We start from the raw sequence: 21,129 nt of genomic DNA on the forward strand, positions 1-21,129 counted from the left end.
CGGTTATTCAATTACCGTTACACGCCCTTGTTCCACATGGAACGTCCTGTTAGGTGGCATGTTTAACGAATCTAGTATCGCAGCAGGATCGATGGCGGTTACAAATACTTGCGCACCTGTGTCGATCAACTGCTGCAGCAACAACTGTCTGTGCTTTGCATCCAACTCTGCTGGAAGATCATCCACCAGATAAATACTATTTTTATCTATTTGTTGTTTTAGCAACTTGCCCTGTGCAATACGCAGTGCACAGACTAACAATTTCAATTGGCCCCTGGATAATGCGTCCTGTACCGGTAAGGTTCCGACACGTAATCTCAGATCGGCTTTATGGGGTCCGCTACCGGTATTTCCGCTAGCAAGATCTCTGGGATATTGCGCCTCAAGCAACTGCGCATAATCTGTTTTACTATCCCAACCTCGGGTAAAGGAAACTTTAACATCGACCTGAGGTAAAAACTCCCCAATTATACCCTTAAGTTGCTCATTTAACGAGTTTACATATCGAGTTCTGATATCGGTAACGACTTCAGAATATCGAACCAGCTCTTTATCCCAAAACTGAATTTGAGAATAACTCGTTTCATTTTTAAGTAGCTGATTTCGCTGCTTTAAAATTCTTTTAACATTAACCCAGGCAGAGTGAAAACTTTTATCGCAGTGAAACGCCCCCCAATCGATAAATTGGCGTCTCGATTTTGGCCCTTCAAATAACAGTGCAAAACTCTCTGGAGTGATCACCTGAATGGGCAGTGACTCGGCCAGGGTAGATAACCGTTTGACTCTGTCACCATCTATCTTGACCTCTGTTTCACCACTGCGAAATCGCCTCAATCCGATTTTGCTCTCTTTATCGAGCACATTTAAATTGGCAAACAGCGTCAACTTATCATCTGAGTGCCGAATCACCCGCTGAGAAAGATGACTGCGAAATGAGCGACCCATACCAAGAAAATAGATCGCCTCTAAGATACTGGTCTTGCCGCTGCCATTATGGCCATAAATCAGATTGATTCCCTCACCAGGAAGCAGTTGAGCAGAAGTGATATTCCGAAATGTTTCAATATGAAGACGCGTCAGACTCATTAATCGCTCGGTAATCGCTTATCTGGCAAGCCGGCAATCGAGTATCCGCCCCACGGTTGAGAGACAGCAGCAAAATTACCATGCAGAAAAATTCAAATAGCCAAGAAGATTAGCATATCCACAGGCCACATCAAAGCGTCGATTGCTCCCGAGTTGAGTCAGAAAATGCTCTACAAACCACAACCGAAAAACAAACGCTATCCGTTGACTCTACAACCGAAAAGAAACAGGAGTTATAGATACAAAAAAGGCTGTATAAACAGCCTTTAATGAAAAAATAGTTATAACATCGAGATAAGAACTAGAGTCTCATAGGCATAACCACATACATAGAATCTTCTTCTATATGATTCTCTATCAGGGCACTGGAGTTGCCGTCGATCAATGTGATACGAACATCGTCTGACGGCAGGTTGTTGAGGACATCAAGCAGATAGCTGACGTTAAATCCAATCTCCAGTGGACTGCTCTCATATTCTACATCTAAGATCTCTTCCGCCTCCTCCTGTTCAGGGTTATTGGCGGTGATCTTTATCAGGTTATTTTCAAGCTGAACCCGCACACCACGGAACTTTTCATTCGAAAGAATAGAGGCACGTAACAGAGCTTGTTTCAGATGGTTACGGCTCGCAATCACGATTTTATCGCCGCCTTTGGGCAAGACCCGGCGGTAATCGGGGAAGCGACCATCGACCAGCTTACTGGTAAATACTGCACTGCCGGTAGTGGCACGAATCGCGTTATCACCGATAGAAATGGTGATATCTAAATCTTCACCTTCGAACAGGCGCTGCAGCTCGACAACCCCTTTACGTGGCACAATCACCTGCTTCTCCGGCAGAGAATCCTCCACCATGCGATGACTCAGGGCTAACCTGTGACCATCGGTTGCGATTGCACGCAGTACATTGCCTTCGGTCTCTAATAACAGGCCGTTGAGGTAGTAACGTACATCCTGGTTCGCCATCGAGAATTGAGTCGCATCGATAAGAGACTTGAGTGTCCCCTGCTTGATAGTAAACTCGATATCGGCCTGGAAAGCCTCAACATTCGGATACTCTTCGGCTGGCAGAGTTGCCAGAGTAAATCGACTTCGGCCCGAACGGAGTATCAGGCGGTTTTCCTGCTGCTCGAGTTTAAGTTCGACCTGATCGGGTAATGATTTAACAATATCGAGAAACTTCTTTGCCGGAATCGTGGTGCGCCCTTCCTGAACGTCACCCTCTAACTGTACCTGACCGACTAACTCGACCTCTAAATCGGTACCGGTCATCTTAAGTGAGTGACCACTCACTTCAACTAAAAGGTTTGCCAGAATAGGTAAGTTATGTCGTCTCTCCACCGCTCCAGTCACAAGCTGTAACGGCTTTAATAGGGCATCCCTATCAATTGAAAATTTCATCAGTTTCAATTTCCCAGATTTATGAAGATAACGTACGGATTAAGTTAGCATAATCTTCTTTCGTGTCATGACTTTCTTCTCTCAACTGCGCAATTTTGCGACAAGCATGCAAAACAGTTGTATGGTCTCGTCCACCGAAGGCATCCCCAATCTCGGGTAAGCTATGGTTAGTTAACTCTTTAGAGAGTGCCATTGCCACCTGGCGCGGTCTGGCAACACTACGGGAACGACGCTTAGAAAGCATGTCTGCCATCTTGATCTTGTAATATTCAGCGACCGTTTTCTGAATGTTATCTATAGTGACCAATTTTTCCTGTAGTGCCAAGAGATCTCTTAAGGCTTCGCGCACAAAGTCGATAGTGATCGGACGTCCGGTAAAGTTGGCATTGGCAATGACACGATTCAACGCCCCCTCAAGCTCACGTACGTTAGATCGTAAACGCTTAGCAATAAAGAAGGCCACCTCATCGGGCAGGTTGATACCACTCTCTTGTGCCTTACGCATCAAGATCGCCACTCGGGTCTCTAGCTCAGGAGGCTCGATGGCAACGGTTAATCCCCAGCCAAAACGGGACTTTAGACGATCTTCAACGCCATCGATCTCTTTCGGATAACGATCTGAAGTAAGAATGATCTGATGATTACCCTCTAATAGTGCATTAAAGGTATGGAAAAACTCTTCCTGAGATCTGTCTTTGTTAGCGAAGAACTGAATATCATCGATAAATAGCGCATCGACACTACGGTAATAGCGCTTGAACTCTTCGATGGCATTGTTCTGCAGCGCCTTAACCATGTCCTGCACAAAACGCTCTGAGTGCATGTACACGACTTTGGCATTCGGATTGTTCTTGATGATCCCATTACCAACAGCATGCAGCAGGTGGGTCTTACCCAGACCGGTACCACCATATAAAAATAGTGGATTATAGGCACCACCCGGGTTTTCAGAGACCTGCATCGCTGCAGCCTTACCCAACTGGTTAGACTTACCCTCTACGAAATTATCAAACTGATAGGTCAGGTTGATATTGCTTCTGTGGTTAGCAGCAACCGCCGGCTCTGGAGAGTTGACATTGAAAGCTGTCTTGGCCGGTTTAGTGTCTCGCTCCTGCTTTGGCTTTTCTACCGCTGCGGCAGCCTGCATTGGCGGAGGCGATGAAGGGCGACTACCGATATCGAAACGTAATTTAGGTGCATCACTGCCCATCTGTTCAGTAAAAAACTGATTGATGATGTTGATGTACTTATCTCTGACCCAATCGAGAACGAAACGGTTCGGAGCGTAAAGAACTAATGTATCTCCATCCATTTCAGCTTGTAACGGTCTAATCCACATACTGAATTGCTGAGCAGAGAGCTCATCTTGTAGTCGTCCGATACATTGCTGCCAAAGTGAAACCGCCACGTACTTATCCCCAAAAGATCACACAAAGAGTGGTATTCTATAGTGAGATCACGATGATCGCTATCCTTATAATATATTTATCCCCAGTTAGATCATCTTTATTTGCATATATCGATCAAAAAAGATCGTCTGCGATCCTCTAATTTTCAAAAAGCGGCAAATCCAGCTTTATAAAGCGATCCGGATCGATCTATAATTACGCGGTTCAGATCAGGTTTAAGATCACTGGATCCACAAGATGTAGTGTCCATTCACAGAGTTATCCACATATTATGGTGCCTCTGGATAACCTGAGACAGAATTAATTGGCCAGAATTTTATCACTTGACGTTTTTGCTTGTTGACGGGCATAGCTAAAGTGATTACAATTCGGCCTCTTTTTTGCCCTTGCCTCAATTTTATTGTTGGTAAGGTTTGTTAACTAACACAAAGACGGATTGCCCCAATGAGTAAACGTACTTTTCAACCAAGCACCCTAAAGCGCAAGCGTTCTCACGGCTTCCGCGCTCGTATGGCTACAGTAAACGGCCGTAAGGTATTGGCTCGTCGCCGTGCCAAGGGTCGTGCTCGCCTTTCTGCTTAATCTTTAAGTAGATATCAGGTGACTAGCTACACCTTTACGCGGGAGTTACGTTTGTTAACTCCCGCGCAATTCAAATCTGTATTAACAAAACCCATCAAAGCTTCTTCGGCTGAAATAACCTTACTTGCAATTCCTAACTCTGAACAACATCCTCGTCTGGGATTAACTGTTGCTAAGCGTTTTGTAAAGAAAGCCCATCAGCGAAACAGAATTAAGCGTATCATCAGAGATAACTTTCGTCTGCATCAGCACGAACTACCTCCAATCGATATAGTCGTACTCGTCAGAAATGGCGTGGTAGAGATGGAAAATACAGATCTCCATAAATTGGTAGAAAAGCTATGGCGAAAACTCAATCGCCGTTACAATGGCTAGCAACCACGTTAATTCGTGGCTACCAAGTCTTCATAAGTCCCTTTTTAGGGGCTAATAAGTGCCGCTTTCATCCAACTTGTTCAACATACGCAATTGAAGCAATTCGTTTGCACGGATTTGTAAAAGGCAGTTGGCTTGCAGCAAGACGCATATTAAAATGTCACCCTTTACATCCGGGCGGAATCGATCCCGTCCCCCAAAAAAAACACAGGTGTAATAAATAGGCTATGGAATCTCAACGCAATATATTGCTTATCGGTCTGCTATTTGTCAGCTTTTTGCTATGGCAACAGTGGCAGGTTGATCAAGCCCCACAACCGGTAGCGACTGAATCTTCAGCAGTTATTCCGTCTTCGTCTACTTCAGATTCTCACAGCTCTGATGTTCCGGATGCCGACTCAGCTCTTCCTGCTGCCGTCGTTGCCTCTAAGGAACTCATCACAGTGAATACCGACCAGTTAATCATTAAGATTAACCCAGTCGGTGGTGATATCGTTTATTCGGCACTGGTTGAACACAAACTTGAACAGGACAGTGATGAGCCTTTTGTTCTGCTTGAGCAGACGCAAGATATAAACTACATAGCTCAAAGTGGTCTTATCGGTCGTAACGGTATCGACAGCAGCTCAAAGGGCCGTGCACACTTCGACAGTGCTTCACGTGAATACACCTTAGCCTCAGGTCAGGATACTCTGGAAGTGCCGCTGACTTTCGTTGCCGATAATGGTGTGACTTACACTAAGATGTTTGTCTTCCATCGTGGTCAATTTAAGGTGGATGTCGACTATGTAATCGACAACACCACAGACCAGCAGCTGCAAGTTCAGATGTACGGTCAGATTAAGCACAGCATCAAGCAGAGCGAAAGCAGCATGATGATGCCTACATACCGTGGTGCGGCTTACTCAACCCAGGACACTCGCTACGAGAAGTACAGCTTCGAAGATATGGCCGATAAAAACCTGGATAAGAAGACATTAGGTGGTTGGGCAGCGATGCTACAACACTACTTTGTGTCTGCCTGGGTACCACCAGCCAACGATCAAAACATCATCTTCTCAAGCATCAGTGCCGGCGGACAAGCCAATATAGGTTTCCGTGGTGCTATCTATGATGTAGCACCGGGTGCAAGCCGTACAATCAACGCCGAGTTCTATGTTGGTCCTAAGAATCAAGAAGCCCTGTCTAACATCTCAGACTCTCTGAACTTAGTGGTCGATTACGGATTCCTTTGGTGGTTAGCCGTACCTATCTACAAGTTACTGATGTTCTTCCAGTCGTTAGTGACTAACTGGGGTATCGCAATTATCCTTATCACGCTAACGGTACGTGGCTTGCTATATCCGCTAACGAAGGCACAGTACACCTCTATGGCTAAGATGCGTAATCTACAGCCTAAGCTTGCCGAAATGAAAGAGCGTTTCGGTGATGACCGTCAGAAGATGGGTCAGGCAATGATGGAGCTGTACAAGAAAGAGAAAGTTAACCCTATGGGTGGCTGCCTTCCTATCTTGCTACAGATGCCAATCTTCATCGCCCTATACTGGGTACTGCTGGAGAGCGTTGAGCTTCGTCACGCACCATTCATGCTATGGATCACCGACCTTTCGGTACAGGACCCATACTATGTAATGCCAATCCTGATGGGCATATCTATGTTCGTTATGCAGAAGATGCAGCCAATGGCACCGACTATGGATCCAATGCAGCAGAAGATGATGCAGTGGATGCCGGTAGTATTTACCGTGTTCTTCCTATGGTTCCCTGCCGGTCTGGTACTTTACTGGTTAGTGGGTAACTTAGTTGCTATCACGCAGCAGAAGATCATCTATGCCGGTCTGGAGAAAAAAGGGTTAAAATAATCCTTAGTATCCAATAAACGAAAGCGGTTGATACTCAGTATTAACCGCTTTTTGCTTTATATGAGAGACCGTACCAATTTTTAATTTCCATATCTGAATCAGGAAACACAGTAATGACAACAGATACTATCGTGGCACAAGCAACCGCCCCCGGGCGTGGTGGTGTAGGTATCATTCGTATCTCAGGCGATCAGGCCAGCGAAGTGGCTATGGCAGTCCTTGGACATATCCCAAAGACCCGCTACGCCGATTACTGTGACTTTAAGGATGGTGAAGGTGAAGTGATCGATCAGGGGATAGCCCTCTACTTCAAGGGACCCAACTCCTTTACCGGTGAAGATGTCCTCGAACTTCAGGGCCATGGCGGCCAGATAGTCCTCGACATGTTGATTAAACGCGTGATGGAAGTTGAGGGACTTCGTATCGCCAAACCCGGCGAGTTCAGTGAGCAGGCGTTCATGAACGACAAGCTTGATCTTGCTCAGGCCGAAGCGATTGCCGACCTTATCGATGCCACCAGTGAACAAGCCGCCAAGAGCGCTCTGAACTCACTGCAGGGTGAATTCTCTACTCAGGTACATGAACTGGTCGATCAGGTCACTAACCTGCGTCTATACGTCGAGGCAGCCATCGATTTCCCCGACGAAGAGGTCGACTTCCTCTCCGACGGCAAGATAGCGGCCTCTCTATACCGTATCATCACTAAACTGGACTCGGTACAGGCCAGCGCCAAGCAAGGTGCCATAATCCGGGAAGGGATGAAGGTGGTAATTGCCGGACGCCCCAATGCCGGAAAATCCAGCCTGCTCAACGCTCTGGCAGGTAAAGAATCGGCAATTGTTACCGAAATAGCCGGAACTACCCGTGATGTACTGCGTGAACACATCCACCTCGATGGCATGCCACTGCACATCATAGACACCGCAGGCCTGCGCGACACGGCCGATACCGTAGAGCAGATAGGTATCGAACGCGCCTGGGCAGAGATAGAGACCGCCGACCAGGTACTGTTTATGGTCGATGGCACCACCACAGATGCCGTAGACCCCCATGAGATCTGGCCTGACTTTATCGACCGTCTGCCAAAGAACTTAGGTGTCACCGTTATCCGAAATAAAGCCGATATCACAGGTGAAGCACTTGAGGTTACCGAGGAGCAGGGCCACAGCGTATTCAGAATATCGGCTAAAACCGGTTTAGGCGTCGAGGAGCTACAGCAGCACCTGAAATCTCTTATGGGCTACCAAAGTAATCTTGAAGGTGGTTTTATCGCACGACGTCGCCATCTGGAGGCTTTAGAGCTGGCCACCAGCCACGTGATGATAGGAAAAGAGCAGTTAGAGGTATACCAGGCAGGTGAACTGCTGGCCGAGGAGCTGCGTATGGCACAGATGGCGCTCTCTGAGATAACCGGTAAATTCACCTCTGACGATCTACTCGGAAAGATCTTCAGCTCATTCTGTATAGGTAAGTAAACAGGAGTCGCCATCTAAGAATCAGATGGCCTCATACAACTCCCAACGAGATCACGGGTAAATTCACCTCTGATGATCTACTCGGAAAGATCTTCAGTAGTTTTTGTATCGGTAAGTAGTTTTAGAAGAACCTAAGGCGACGCTGCGCTAATTAAAGATCCTGATAGCTGGGATCTTTAATCCTCTCCTGTCATTCCTTCTAACACCTCAGAAATACCGGTCACCCCTCTGTCATTCCGGCATGCTTTTGGCCGGAACCCACTGTTTTAAATTTCTCAATAGCAAAAACAGCACTGGCTCTTGAAACAAGTTCAGGATGACAATACTCAACTCTCTGAGTGCGACTAAGCGATCTGATAATATTCAGATCCCACTCCCTTGATTGACAACTTAGCGGCACCAGATCTGCAAAATTGAGCTAAATAAACGGCATTACAGGCTTATGAAGCAGAGCGTTCATCGCGGGCCCAAATGCTGCACATATCGATCGATTTTTTGAGATCTGAAGACGATCCCAGTGGTGGCGCTAAAGCAGAAAATACAATGATCCGGATCAAGATAATCAACAGAGATATCAACAAGCAAAGTAAAGTCGACTAAAGATCGAAACCACTGTTTAGATCTTTCCGTATCTGATTGTTTTAAAAGAATTTATATTCAGATCTTTTTTTGAAAAAATAAATATAAAAATAATTAAATTTTGAGCCTGTAGATAAGTTATACGCATATGAAAGCAGAATAATAGTTATCCATACTGTAAAGGATCCCGCGCCCCTGAACCGGCAATTTCAAGAGGTTCATAAAACGCCTGTTTTTATGCTGAATAACCTCATAAAACCAGTACAAAAACTAACCGGCACAGCTTTTGGCAAAATAAACGTCCGAGCCATTTTTTTAACGGAATCGGCCTCAAACCCTTGAGGAATTTTTTGTAGCAATAATCCGACAGAGTTCGCTCCGGTTTCGCTCGCTGACCACTCATTCGTCGTCTATTTCAGATCTCATACTCTGCCGGTCTTTATTCTTATATATAGAGAGGTATCTTCCGCCCTACCCGGCTAGGTAACTCCTAATTATCTATTTCACATCTACAACCCGGCTCGCTTTACGATACTGTATCTTCCACCCTGTCCAGCGAGGTAGCTCCCACCTTTTCGGTCCCGTTTTCCGCAGGCCGCTGGCATATACCAGAGTGACCAACTTTCGCTTTGGCTGATACTCTACCGTCAGTTTCAACTCAGCCAGAGATAGCTGAGTTGGATACATGGCATCGAAAGCTTCACGTTCCCACTCAGGGATCCCCTCGAACAGTAGATCTTCCGCTTCGATTAACTCAAGATCATCAAAGCTCTCAACTCCCAGCTCACACAACTTATCCATGAGATAAGCCTCGAGTACCAAAGGCTTATCACCCAGGGACTTCAACTCCTCCGTTTGCTCCTGCTCTCTGTGTTTCCCTAAGGCGAGCCAGATATTCCAGGCACTGATATCGCTATTGAGTCTGTTTGCTAACCCCTTAAACTGGCGCCCCAGAGCTATGCTGCGAACTATCGCCTCTATGGCCTGCTCTCCCTCGACTGCCTTCAAGCGGGAGGCTATCACCCGGCCGGCATAAACCGTTTCGACCACGACCTTATGAGAGGCCCCCTGCTCTCGGTTATCAGCTAAGCGCTCTTCACCTAATCCGGCTTCGAGTAACAGCTTTAATGGAACAGGAGCCATACAACTGGCCAGATTTAATGTCTGCTTACTGCCTTTGCCGGCAATAGAGTGTTGATCGAAAACCACGGCCGCCAGAGCACTCTCTTTACCATTGAGATCTTTCAGCTCACTGCAGAAGCGACTGTCACGACCTATCTGCACTTCGCTGTAGCCATTACCTAAGGCATTTACCCTTTTCTCACGGCGCACAAACACTAACTCAGGCAACGCCTTTATCACGGCAGACAACCAACGCAGCCTTAGCCCGGAATCTTTGACTCCCAAAGCTTCAGCTCCCTTCAGCCCCTCCAGTTGCAGTGCAGAGCGGATTTGATTCGAGAGAAACCTCGCCTCCTTACGGGCAGCGGGCTCAACGAGTGCGTTATCGGTCATGAATTCGGCGAGAGGTTCACGAACCAGCCTGATCAGGGTAAACGCATCACAACCCAGCCCCTCCCACTCGCTAAGATCTCTTAATAACAACTCTGATGTGGGTAACTTAAACAGACGCTGTGGCACACTCAATGCAGCAGCCAGATCGATCATCAAGCCCCGACACTCATCGTCGGGCATGGCACTGATTAAATGTGCAAATTGAGTATCGATAGGCAAAGGAGATAAATTTTTGCCATGGAGGGTGATCTTCCCATCTGAATCGATAGCTCCCATAGATAACAGCTTCTGTTCGGCAATGGCTAACGCCTTATCCGGAATATTATCGACGAACTTAAGCCCGGACAGCCGATAACCACAACCGGCGGCCGCCAACATGGGCTCTACCAACTCCTCCCTTTGCAGTTCCGGCGGCGTCATCGCCTCTAAAGGTGCGCCCTTGCCCCAAAGACGAATACAGATCCCATCCTGGGTACGCCCCGCACGCCCTTTTCTCTGTTCACTGCTTGCTGCAGATATTCGAACCAGAGATAAAACCGTGCGTCCATTACGCTGATGTGTTCTACGCTCGAGTCCGGAGTCGACAACGGCGGTGACACCGGGAACGGTAAGAGAGGTTTCGGCGACATTGGTAGAGAAGATCACTCGTTGACCAGATGACTCACTCAATATCTTCTTCTGTTCCACAGGGTTAATGCCACCATGGAGTGATAATAGCTCCACCTCACTCCCCGCCAATCCTGCATGGCATGCCTGCAGGCAGCTCTGTATCTCTCGTTTTCCCGGCAGGAATACCAGGATGTCACCACCGGTCTCAGATAACAGCTGAGTCACCGCAGTTTTAACCGCCTGCTCTACGCCACGAACATCCGGCAGATGGTGACTCTCCTTAGCCTGATACCTGAGTTCCACGTGGAACCTTCGACCCTGCGCATATAAACGTTTAGCGCCTACATCATCAGCTGTATCGGTAGCAAGATAGGAGGTTAGCCGTTCTCCATCTATGGTAGCCGAGGTCAATATCAGCCTTAAAGCTGAACAATCCGACACCTTTCGCTTCAACATGGCCAGCAACAGGTCGGTATCCCAGCGGCGTTCGTGAAACTCATCGATAATCACAGTATCGAAATTTGCCAGTCCATCTTCCTGTAACCAACGCAGCGCTATACCCGGTGTGACGAAGGCTATCTGAGTATTCTCTGTCACCGTCGAGTCGAAACGTATGGCATACCCCACCGCTAAATTCGTTTGCGAACCAACATAAGAGGCAAGCGCTAAACAGGCGACCCTACGAGGCTCAACCACCAATACCCGTTTAGCGCTTCCGTTATCGGGCTCCATCTCTGCACACCAAAGCGGTAAGCGGGTAGACTTACCCGATCCCGTGTCTGACTCGACCACCAGATGGTTATCTTTAATCGCCGTCTTGAACTCATCAAAGAGCTTATCTATGGGTAAGGAGCCAGCTGGTAATGAGTTAGTGGATATAGAGTCGATAGGCTGTGTCATCTGTTTTGCCGTCACTTATGTGATTAGGAGTTAGGTAATTTATAACTGAAGTATTTGCGGTTCTCGGAGCCCGCAGCATTAGCGCTGATCTTATTGGGATGTTTATATTCATCCCAACTGGCCACATTTCTGCCCCTGTTCAGATGCGGAAAGCTCAGATGTGGAAAGTTCAGGTGCGAAATATCCGAGTCACAGGTGTCTGGGTCGCACTCTAAGAAGTTAAGCAACTCAGCTAAGCTTCCCGGTTCACTGATATCGATACTCAAAAGATCGTCTCGGTCTCTGAAGTAATCTAAAACCTGTTCTTTATGAGCAAGATAACACTTAATAAGATGCTCACTATCCATGACATCATCCACCCTGTTGACCCCAAAGCTGCAATTAAAACTACGCTTCATAATCGCGTTAAACCGCCCGGTCTTATCATCGAGATGCACCAACATGCGACTCAATAACATCTGCATCGATGGCACCCAGGTGTCGAGTGCACGATCCAGATAGACAAACTTAGCGCCGGGAAACAGCTTATCCAGCTGCCTGTAATCGCTGAAACAGGGGGCATCGGATATTACATCCGCCAACTCGAATGAATGCTTGGTAAAGGCTTGATGCGCCACCCTGTATCCCTGTTCAAGCAGGGCCACACTCACACTGGTCGTCCCGGTACGAGGCAGGCCTATGATGAAGATCTTGGTCGCTCCACCTTCTTCAGGTAAAAGTCTGTTTTTGGCGTTAATTTTAGTTGACGAGTTTGATGCCACCGGGATTGATGTCATAGGAAAAATATTCAGGAGTCAATATGGCCGCAGTATAAGCCAATAGCGGGTGCAGGTTAACAAATTACCGTGGATAGAAAGGTGCAATGTGTAAACCCGTCAGGTATTGAGTCAGGGCAGCAGGCTCTTCGGTCTCGAACAGGGTGAAGCTATGCTCATCATGGTAAATTTCGGGTTCATAGGGTGATCCCAGATTAGTCGCGGTCACGATAGAGTAGCGACTCGCCCTGCTATTCTCCCGCTCTTCACTGTTTGGGTAATCGACCCAGAGCACCAGGTATTCCTCAAAGCTATTATGCTCAGGCTCCACATCCTCAGCATCACCACCTAAACCAGAGCTTGGTAAACCAGAGCTAGCATGCCCCAAACCAGAGTTAAGCTTGAACATAAAGCTCGGGCAGGCCTCATCCTTCCAGCTCTTATCCTCCAGGTATGGAAAATCACTAAGCTGAAAACCCAGCTCAAAACCTTCACCAAACTCCTGTTTATATTGAAGCATAGAGAAATACCCAAGCACTTTTCGATACTTAATTATAGTTTAAGAAGCAATGATATCGTACTCCAGAAAGAGGCGCTAAACGTACAGGGGGCATGCTCAAAACTTCAGATAAATATCTGTTTGCATAAAAACCTTCAATAGTTCAATAACCACATGAATAGTAATAAAGATTTTTAATATCCCTCCACTACAGCAACTATGAGTAAAACCTAGAGATTTAAGTCGTAATCACCTTAATATGGCAACGTATGTGACTCATAGTCCGTAGACTCATAATCAACATACAAAGATGATCTTGAAAAACATTCAAAGGATTCTTCATGGATGATCAATTGCTGGCAGCATTCGGTGCTCATATAAAAAAGTTACGTTTATCTAACTCTCTATCTCAAGAGCAGCTTGCTCTAAGAGCTGATATAGATAGAACTTATATCAGTGGAATTGAACGAGGAAAGAGAAACGTTAGTGTCATCAATTTATTCAAAATTGCGGATGCATTGAATATTCCAGCATCAACACTTTTAGATTTTAAAGCTGATAATAAATGATGACTCAACAAGCCTTTTATTCAGCCACTTTTAAAGAGTTCTTAACTGAAGATTCATCTGCAATTTTTGGCAAAATTTCAAAACGCCATACTCAGCAATTACAGTATTTACAAACAAAAGCATGGCTATCAGAAATAGAGTTGCTTAAAGACTTATTGTACGAGCATAACATTCTTCAAGGACACATATTTTTCGAATTTATGATCCCAAGAATGGGGCGTAGAGCTGATGCAGTTATAATCCTAAAAGGGCTCATCTTCGTTATTGAATTTAAGATCGGCAAAGCGGATATAAATCATTGCGATATGAGACAAGCACACGGATATGCTTTGGATTTGAAGAATTTTCACAGCGCTAGTCATAATAAGTTAATTGTTCCAATACTCGTTGCAACCAAATCTAGAAGCCACTTTTCCTCAGTAAATTTTTCAGATGATGGCGTTGCTGAAACTGTATGTATAAATGAACAAGATCTGATTAAAAGAATTTATCAGATCGCAACAAAATATAATCAATCAAACTTTAATGCCCAGCATTGGGCTGAATCTGGCTATCTACCAACACCAACAATTATTGAGGCGGCTCAAGCCCTCTATGCACACCATAAAGTCACAGATATTGCGCGTAGTGAAGCTGACTCACAGAATCTTGGACAAACAAGCCATCAATTACTGCAACTCATTCATAAAGCACGCTCAGAAAAAAGAAAGGTAATTTGTTTTGTTACTGGTGTACCTGGTGCAGGAAAAACATTGGTAGGTTTGAATATTGCCAGCTCTCACTCGAGTCCAAAAGAAGAGGAGTATTCGGTTTTCTTAAGTGGTAATGGCCCTTTAGTTTCTGTATTGCAAGAAGCATTAGCAAAAGATAGAAATATTCGTACCAATGAAGGCTTAGGAAAGTGTAGGAGACACACAGAACAATTCATTCAAAATGTTCATAAATTTAGAGATGATTCACTTAAAGGTAATAAACCACCTGAGCAGGTGGCAATTTTTGACGAAGCACAACGAGCCTGGAATGCTGAACAAACAAGTAAATTCATGCAAACCAAGCGCAATCAAGTTGGGTTTAATAAGTCAGAGCCTGAATACCTTATTGAAGTAATGGATCGTCACGAAGACTGGGCGGTTATTGTGGCTCTTATAGGTGGAGGGCAAGAAATTAACACTGGGGAAATAGGCTTATCTGGTTGGCTAAAAGCTTTAGAAAGTAAGTTCTCTCACTGGGATACGTATTACTCAACAGATTTACTAAACGGGGAATACGTTTCTTCCGGATTAGACTCTAAAAAATTATCCAATGCTAACCTCATGCCTTGTCTTCATCTAGCAACATCCATGCGTTCATTCAGAGCAGAAAAGCTATCTAGCTACATCCATCATCTAATAGAAGGGAACAGTGAGTTAGCGAAGCGATTGTATGAAACCTTTAAACACCTATACCCTATAAAAATAACAAGAAATTTAGAAGACGCAAAAAGATGGATAAAACTCAAATCTAGAGCAAATGAAAGCAAAGGAATGTTAGCCTCCTCCAACGGTATTCGTTTAAAAGCAGAAGGCATATTTGTAAAGAACAAGATTGAACCTAAAGATTGGTTCTTAGGAGCTCCTGAAGATATTCGCTCTTCACACTTTTTAGAAGATGTAGCAACTGAATTTGACATCCAAGGATTAGAAATAGATTGGGGATTAATTGCTTGGGATGCTGATTACCGATTTGGTGCTGATAAATTTGAGCACTGGAGGTTTAGAGGAACAAAATGGGAACAGCGGAAAAAAACCGAAAACCAAAGGTACCTAGAGAATGCTTACCGTGTATTAATGACACGCTCCCGGCAAGGCATGATCATTTTTGTCCCCAAAGGTAATGATGATGATACAACTAGAAAAGTTGAATTTTACGATAACACTTATGAATATTTGAAAAGATGCGGCATTGAAACAATTTAATAGATAGTTCTAAAATCGAAGAAACAATCTGCTTTTTAGATAAAAGGTGTAGGTAGGCAAGAGGGTCTCGAAAACAAGGATGTTTTCGCGAAGCGCCCACGGAAGGGTCCACAGCGTCCCGAGAGCTTACCTACACATAAGCCTGCTGCAAGCAATTAACATCAATGAAGCCAAGGTTCCCATAAACTAACCAAACAATACAAAAGTCCAAAGCTAAACCAAGTTACTTGCTAAGCTTGTTAACCCACAAGCTCAACTCTCTTTGTATTGCCAATCCGATTGCTCAACAGCGACTTCAAGCTGCACTAACTCCTGCTCTTGCTGCTCCTCTATATAGGCAGAAATATCCTGATAAGTTAACCAGGAAGCGTAGGCGATAATGCCGTAAATCAGATAACGAAACATAACAAACTCTCACTACTTTAAAACTATTAATGAAGAATATAGCTCACATTAGCAATAGATTATACTGTCAATACGTTGTCGATTTTATTGGCTTTTTTTCCTGATTTGACTGTCTTTGCAGACAGTCAAAAAATGATTAAGACGTCATTTTTTTGAACATTTTTCATACGATATGTTAAGGCGTTTTTACGCTTTTTTCATAGCGCAGTTAAGATGAAACTGCCGCCGGCCTCATGATAAGAAGTCGATGCTAATCTCGCCCGGGCGACTAAAAAGGCTCCCTCACTACTGACTCAACTTTCACTCAGATAGCAGATTAAAAATCGAATAGTTACAGTTAATTATTACCCATATATAAATTTGTCCAACGGCTAAACTCACTCGCCCTCAGGAGTAGAGCTGAGTATATTGCAGATAAGTGCAAATCAAGAGCGACTCTGGGTTGCAAGCCTGATTGAAGCCATAAAACTATTAACAAATGGCGAGTACCAACCTGAGGTTACATACAACTAAAAGTTATTAGGTGCGTAAAAAAAATTCTAAGAAAGCCGCGCAAAAGCGAGGCAAAAAAGAGGCAGTGTCAATAAAACGATCACCATTTTTGTATGCCTGGCGAATATAAATGACAGCATCACCAGCATGGTATTCAGCAGCAGATCAGGAATTGTAAACAGACCATGACACCCAATAGCGGATTTAAAACCACTATCACTTTTAAATTCTTTTTATCACTGTAAAATCCCGCCCCTTCTATATAAACCTGTGCATTAATGATGATCGATCTCGCTATACTTCCTCTCTATTTAACCACTGTCATGGCTCTTTTGCTGATCCCAGGCCCGGATATGTTACTAATTGCCAGCTCAAGTTTAAGTTACGGACGTAAGGTCGGTATCTTCGCCAGCTTAGGGAATGCGACATCGGGGATACTCTTAACCCTGTTGGCGGCGATGGGAGTATCGGCGCTGATAGCCATGAATCCGATGGCGCTGCAACTGCTGCGCTTGTTAGGCGGCGCCTACCTGTTGAAGATGGGATGGGATTGTATGCGAGCCGGACCGGTCGATGCACCAGAGGTCGCGCAAGATAATCACCTGGCCAAGACCCTCTATCGCCGCGCGGTATTCAGTAACCTGCTCAACCCAAAGGCTCTGCTCTTCTTTGTACTGTTTCTGCCTCAATTTGTCTCCGCCCAGCTCACGGCGACATCGGGTGAACAGATGCTGGCATTAGGGCTACTGCTTAATGTGATGGGACTAACCTTTAACCTGTTGCTGGTGGCCATGGTTGGCACTCTGGGTAAACCACTGTTGAAAAATGAGAAGTTCAGGACTAATCAGAATAAGTTTATGGGTGTCATCTTCTTTGCATTAGCTATCTGGTTATTGGCATCTCAGGTTCAAACCATGAGCTAAACAGGGAAAACAAGATGCGCGGAGGTCTATCTTCCGCGCTCGATCTCCTGTTAACCCAATCTCTAACTTCAACAACTCCCCCCCCTTAAAATACAAGTCCCACCGAAATATAGGTTTAAGTTTCACGTGAAACGATATTTTTTATTACCGAACATGCCCTCAGCTTTTATCAAACCCGGTCGATATAGAGCATAGTTAAAGGGCTCAACTTATTCTCCCCCTTCCCCTGCTACGGTTTCATGGGGAGGATGATAAGAGGTAGGCAGAGAGTAAAATTCAAAAAATTTAATAAGCTGTATTCAAACAAGTTATTCGTTAACTGATTGTTAATACCGAGGTTGGATTTACATATTTAATTCAGGAATGCAGACAAAATCGATACTAAAAGAGTCAATTATCTGCACAGATTTCAACCTGAAAGCTTATGTTCTGTGGCGTGAAAAGTGCGCTAAATTCAGCGGTTAGATTAAATTAGCAATAACACTATTAGCGCTGTTTTCTTCAAAAACAGCATCTGGTGAAGTAAGATGTTTCCAAGCTGTAACAGGGCTTGGATGAAAGTACCCTTTCCTGTTACAGCATTATAATTTGAGCCCAGGATGGCCAGCCAACTACCACTTAAAATGTAGGATGATCATCATGAAAGAAGTCGCTTTTCGCTGGATAGACAGATATCTGGTAAATGTAAAACTACAGGAAAACTTTCTGATCCTGTTTTTCTCTTCATTGCTGGCAATACTCATCGTTAGCCTCACCTTAATCAGTGCCGAGCAAGATCAGAAAAACCAACAGTTAAAGCAAGAGATCACGCTGGTATCTAGTCTGATATCGAAAACCGAGTTAACTCAGAGTGAAGTCTCAGCCCTGCTAAGCAACAGCAATCTACAGCTCGGCAACCATGGGCAATTTGCGACGAGCATACCTAATACTAACTTCACCATCAGTGCCAAAGAACTTCCGGGAATCTTCTCTGCCTTAAGCCTGGGCCATATCGGCATCATGCTCTTCTGTATCGGCTTCATAATCATAAGCTCCTATTATATTAAGACATTTATGGGCGGCGCCCTGTTCAACATCTACGATGCCGTCAAGCGCCTGGCCGATGGCGATCTTGCCTCACGAATAGCCTATGCACCGGCACGTAATGAGTTCAACCTGATAGCACAAACGATCGACAGGGTCTCGGAGCGTGAACATGTGTTGGTAAAAACCACACAGGAAGCTATCGCCCTCATTCAGCAGATCAGCTCTCAGCTGCGTCAACGCAGTAATGAGAATGCCGAGCTGACCAGCCAGCAGCAGGAGCGTATCGATTCACTTGCCAGTGCAACAGAGCAGATGGCCTCCTCTGTACGTGAAGTGGCAAGCCATGCCCATGACTCCTCTACGCAAACCAGTGAAGCGACACAAACAGCGACCACAGGATTGTCTCAGGTGGTATCGACCCAGGAAGCGATTCAAAAGCTGACCGTGGAGATCAATGCCGCTTCCGGCGCGGTTACCGAACTGGATTCCAGCGCCTCACAGATCGATGATGTGGTATCGACGATTAACGCCATCTCTGAGCAGACAAACTTGCTTGCGCTTAATGCCGCGATCGAAGCGGCCCGCGCTGGCGAACAGGGACGAGGCTTCGCCGTCGTGGCCGATGAAGTCCGCACTCTGGCGGGCCGTACCCAAACGGCTACAGTAGAAATTCAGAAGATGATCGAGGCGCTGCAGAGTAACAGCCAGGGACTCATTACTGTGATAGAGCAGACCGTTAACGAAGCCCAAAGCAGTGAAACCCTCATGGAATCGGTGAGCAAGAGCATCAGCGATCTATCGGGACAGAACCAATATATCGCAGATCGCAGCATTGAAATTGCCGCAGCAGCCGAAGAGCAAGGTGCCGTGGCTGACAATATCGCCTCCGATGTCGATCTGGTCCGGGCCGGCTCAGAGAAGGTTGCAGTCATGGTCACCAAGACCGCATCTGAGATCGAGGCATTAAATAATCAGGCCGATGTGCTTGAAAGTTTGATGAAAGATCTCAAGGTCTGATCTGCGTCGAAGCTGTCGATTCCACAGCCGAATCGGCAGCTTATCAAACCAAATAACCTATAAGTCGGTTGTGCTCCGACTCCCGCCGCCAACCTCCCAAGGGCAACACCTTTAATCAAGCGAAACAGCACTCGTCTGCTATTACGTATATAATTGAACGACCACTCACACACGCTCTCTCCCCCATGTTAGATAAAAGCCGCCTAAGCCCAAGCATTAATAAAGAGAGAAAATCCGCTCTGGACAGAGAAAGAGAGATAGCTAAATTCGATGCATTAGCCAGAGAGTGGCGGGATCCTAACGGCAAGTTTAAGCATGTCTTAGCCTTCAATCAGACCAGGTTGATCGCGATCGAGGAGGCTATCGCCTACCACTTCGGCAGGGATCTTAATCAGGATGTCCCCTTTACCGATCTGTCACTGCTGGATATCGGTTGCGGTGCTGGCCTGCTGTGCGAACCTCTGGCCTGGCAAGGCACGAAAGTGACCGGGATAGATGCCAGCAGCCACAACATAGTCCTCGCACAGCAGCATGCTGACAGCAATTCGGTGACGGTGGATTATCGACACTGTTTAGCCGAATCACTGTTAACGCAGGTAAAGGAGGACAAGCTGAATCAATACGATATCGTACTCAATACCGAAGTGATCGAACATGTAGAAGATCAGCAAGCCCTGATTCATACCTGCTGCCAGTTATTGAAACCGGGTGGACTGATGATCATGGCGACACTGAATCGAACCTTGAAATCATATCTGGTTGGCATCCTGGGTGCCGAATATCTGATGCGCTACCTGCCCATAGGTACCCACGATTGGCGCTTTTTCGTGAAGCCACAGGAGATAGATGCCATGATCACCGCCTTGGTCTACGTACGGTAAAAGTCGAAGGGATGAGCTTTAACCCTCTGACAAATAAATGGAAAACAACCAAAAACACGGATGTGAACTATCTGCTGTATGCGGTTAAAGAGTCATGACTCCTCCCCCGTAAGGGAGATAGCAAGCCAAGGATAAGCTCTTACAATACTACCTATATATCAACTGCTTTATAGGTATATAACACCTACAGGCCTATGCCACAGAAGCTATTTACACATGGCAAATATGGCAATCTGCCTAGCAAAAATCCCCTTTTCCCTTATGATTAGCCCAAAGATGACGCGGCACAGTTGGCAAGTAATGAAGGTTATTCCCCCCTTGGCCGCGCCATAAACTCACCCAGATAAGCGATAAATTCAGGATAAGAGATGGCAAAAATAGAACTTTTAGTGGGCACAACCCTAGGCGGTGCCGAATATGTGGCAGATGAATTAGCGGCTCAATTGAGCAGTTTGGGGCATGAAAACCAGATACATTTGGCCCCGGAACTCGCAGATTTAGACCCAAAATCCCTGTGGTTGATCGTGTCATCGACTCACGGCGCCGGCGATCTGCCTGACAATATAGTGCCCTTTTTTGATGAGATCGCGGCTAAAAACCCAGATCTCAGTCAGACAAAGTTTGCCATTTGTGCCATCGGCGATTCGAGCTACGACACTTTTTGTCAGGGACCGGAAAAGCTGTCAAAACTGCTTCTGCAATTCGGTGCACAAGTCTATGTGGATAAGATCCAGATCGATATACAGTACGATCATATCCCTGAAGACCCAGCCCTGGAGTGGTTATCTCAGTGGCAAGATCAACTTTAAGCTC

The 21,129-nt window shown here is 45.7% G+C and carries 18 protein-coding genes; 11 read left to right on the plus strand and 7 right to left on the minus strand.

Annotation, left to right across the window (positions count from 1 at the left end):
* Positions 1-3 precede the first annotated feature (3 nt).
* The 3 genes from recF to dnaA all read right to left on the minus strand — a co-directional run bounded on the left by recF (position 4) and on the right by dnaA (position 3,896).
* The gene (gene recF, locus Q1B47_RS17785; protein ID WP_299796635.1) at positions 4-1,086 is read right to left on the minus strand and encodes a DNA replication/repair protein RecF; all 1,083 of its coding nucleotides are present in this window, start codon (positions 1,084-1,086) and stop codon (positions 4-6) included.
* A 301-nt stretch (positions 1,087-1,387) separates the two neighbouring features.
* Positions 1,388-2,488, minus strand: coding sequence for a DNA polymerase III subunit beta (gene dnaN, locus Q1B47_RS17790; RefSeq protein ID WP_299796638.1), 1,101 nt, complete (start codon positions 2,486-2,488; stop codon positions 1,388-1,390).
* A gap of 19 nt (positions 2,489-2,507) precedes the next feature.
* Positions 2,508-3,896, minus strand: a complete 1,389-nt coding sequence (gene dnaA / locus Q1B47_RS17795; RefSeq protein WP_299796641.1) for a chromosomal replication initiator protein DnaA — start codon at positions 3,894-3,896, stop codon at positions 2,508-2,510.
* A 445-nt stretch (positions 3,897-4,341) separates the two neighbouring features.
* Between dnaA and rpmH the strand changes: the two genes are divergently transcribed.
* From rpmH to mnmE, 5 genes are all read left to right on the plus strand, one after another.
* Positions 4,342-4,479 (plus strand): 50S ribosomal protein L34, encoded by a 138-nt coding sequence (gene rpmH, locus Q1B47_RS17800; RefSeq protein ID WP_299796644.1) that lies wholly within the window; start codon positions 4,342-4,344, stop codon positions 4,477-4,479.
* An 18-nt stretch (positions 4,480-4,497) separates the two neighbouring features.
* Complete coding sequence (gene rnpA, locus Q1B47_RS17805; RefSeq protein WP_299796647.1) at positions 4,498-4,854, plus strand: ribonuclease P protein component; 357 nt, start codon at positions 4,498-4,500, stop codon at positions 4,852-4,854.
* A complete protein-coding gene (gene yidD / locus Q1B47_RS17810; protein WP_299796650.1) occupies positions 4,821-5,078 on the plus strand; it encodes a membrane protein insertion efficiency factor YidD in 258 nt (85 codons plus the stop codon). Before rnpA ends, yidD begins: the two co-directional genes overlap by 34 nt.
* Before the next feature lie 3 nt (positions 5,079-5,081).
* Entirely contained in the window at positions 5,082-6,716 is a 1,635-nt protein-coding gene (gene yidC, locus Q1B47_RS17815; protein ID WP_299796653.1) for a membrane protein insertase YidC, read from the plus strand.
* Between the two features lie 113 nt (positions 6,717-6,829).
* A complete protein-coding gene (gene mnmE, locus Q1B47_RS17820) occupies positions 6,830-8,191 on the plus strand; it encodes a tRNA uridine-5-carboxymethylaminomethyl(34) synthesis GTPase MnmE (RefSeq protein WP_299796656.1) in 1,362 nt (453 codons plus the stop codon).
* A 1,077-nt stretch (positions 8,192-9,268) separates the two neighbouring features.
* Here mnmE and Q1B47_RS17825 read toward each other — a convergent pair.
* The 3 genes from Q1B47_RS17825 to Q1B47_RS17835 all read right to left on the minus strand — a co-directional run bounded on the left by Q1B47_RS17825 (position 9,269) and on the right by Q1B47_RS17835 (position 13,069).
* Positions 9,269-11,794: a helicase-related protein gene (locus Q1B47_RS17825; protein ID WP_299796659.1), complete on the minus strand. Its 2,526-nt coding sequence runs from the start codon at positions 11,792-11,794 to the stop codon at positions 9,269-9,271.
* A gap of 23 nt (positions 11,795-11,817) precedes the next feature.
* Positions 11,818-12,570, minus strand: a complete 753-nt coding sequence (locus Q1B47_RS17830) for a sulfotransferase family protein (RefSeq protein ID WP_299796662.1) — start codon at positions 12,568-12,570, stop codon at positions 11,818-11,820.
* A 64-nt stretch (positions 12,571-12,634) separates the two neighbouring features.
* A complete protein-coding gene (locus tag Q1B47_RS17835) occupies positions 12,635-13,069 on the minus strand; it encodes a hypothetical protein (RefSeq protein WP_299796664.1) in 435 nt (144 codons plus the stop codon).
* 320 nt (positions 13,070-13,389) lie between these two features.
* On the opposite strand from Q1B47_RS17835, the gene Q1B47_RS17840 reads away from it, so the two are divergent.
* Together Q1B47_RS17840 and Q1B47_RS17845 are read left to right on the plus strand one after the other, a co-directional pair.
* Entirely contained in the window at positions 13,390-13,617 is a 228-nt protein-coding gene (locus Q1B47_RS17840; RefSeq protein ID WP_299796667.1) for a helix-turn-helix transcriptional regulator, read from the plus strand.
* A complete protein-coding gene (locus Q1B47_RS17845; protein ID WP_299796670.1) occupies positions 13,614-15,572 on the plus strand; it encodes a DUF2075 domain-containing protein in 1,959 nt (652 codons plus the stop codon). The genes Q1B47_RS17840 and Q1B47_RS17845 overlap by 4 nt, the downstream gene beginning before the upstream one ends.
* A gap of 252 nt (positions 15,573-15,824) precedes the next feature.
* Here the strand turns inward: Q1B47_RS17845 and Q1B47_RS17850 are convergent, their stop codons facing one another.
* The gene (locus tag Q1B47_RS17850; protein WP_299796673.1) at positions 15,825-15,977 is read right to left on the minus strand and encodes a hypothetical protein; all 153 of its coding nucleotides are present in this window, start codon (positions 15,975-15,977) and stop codon (positions 15,825-15,827) included.
* A gap of 770 nt (positions 15,978-16,747) precedes the next feature.
* Here Q1B47_RS17850 and Q1B47_RS17855 point away from each other — a divergent pair.
* The 4 genes from Q1B47_RS17855 (at position 16,748) to mioC (ending at position 21,125) form a co-directional block, all read left to right on the plus strand.
* Positions 16,748-17,392, plus strand: coding sequence for a LysE family translocator (locus Q1B47_RS17855; protein ID WP_299796676.1), 645 nt, complete (start codon positions 16,748-16,750; stop codon positions 17,390-17,392).
* Between the two features lie 639 nt (positions 17,393-18,031).
* On the plus strand, positions 18,032-19,435 hold the full coding sequence (locus Q1B47_RS17860; RefSeq protein WP_299796677.1) for a methyl-accepting chemotaxis protein: 1,404 nt from the start codon (positions 18,032-18,034) through the stop codon (positions 19,433-19,435).
* A gap of 185 nt (positions 19,436-19,620) precedes the next feature.
* Positions 19,621-20,316: a bifunctional 2-polyprenyl-6-hydroxyphenol methylase/3-demethylubiquinol 3-O-methyltransferase UbiG gene (gene ubiG / locus Q1B47_RS17865; RefSeq protein WP_366873827.1), complete on the plus strand. Its 696-nt coding sequence runs from the start codon at positions 19,621-19,623 to the stop codon at positions 20,314-20,316.
* 368 nt (positions 20,317-20,684) lie between these two features.
* Positions 20,685-21,125, plus strand: a complete 441-nt coding sequence (mioC, locus tag Q1B47_RS17870) for an FMN-binding protein MioC (RefSeq protein WP_299796680.1) — start codon at positions 20,685-20,687, stop codon at positions 21,123-21,125.
* The last annotated feature ends 4 nt before the right edge of the window (positions 21,126-21,129 follow it).

It is taken from the genome of uncultured Shewanella sp. (assembly GCF_947501225.1).
Classification (GTDB): Bacteria; Pseudomonadota; Gammaproteobacteria; order Enterobacterales; family Shewanellaceae; genus Shewanella.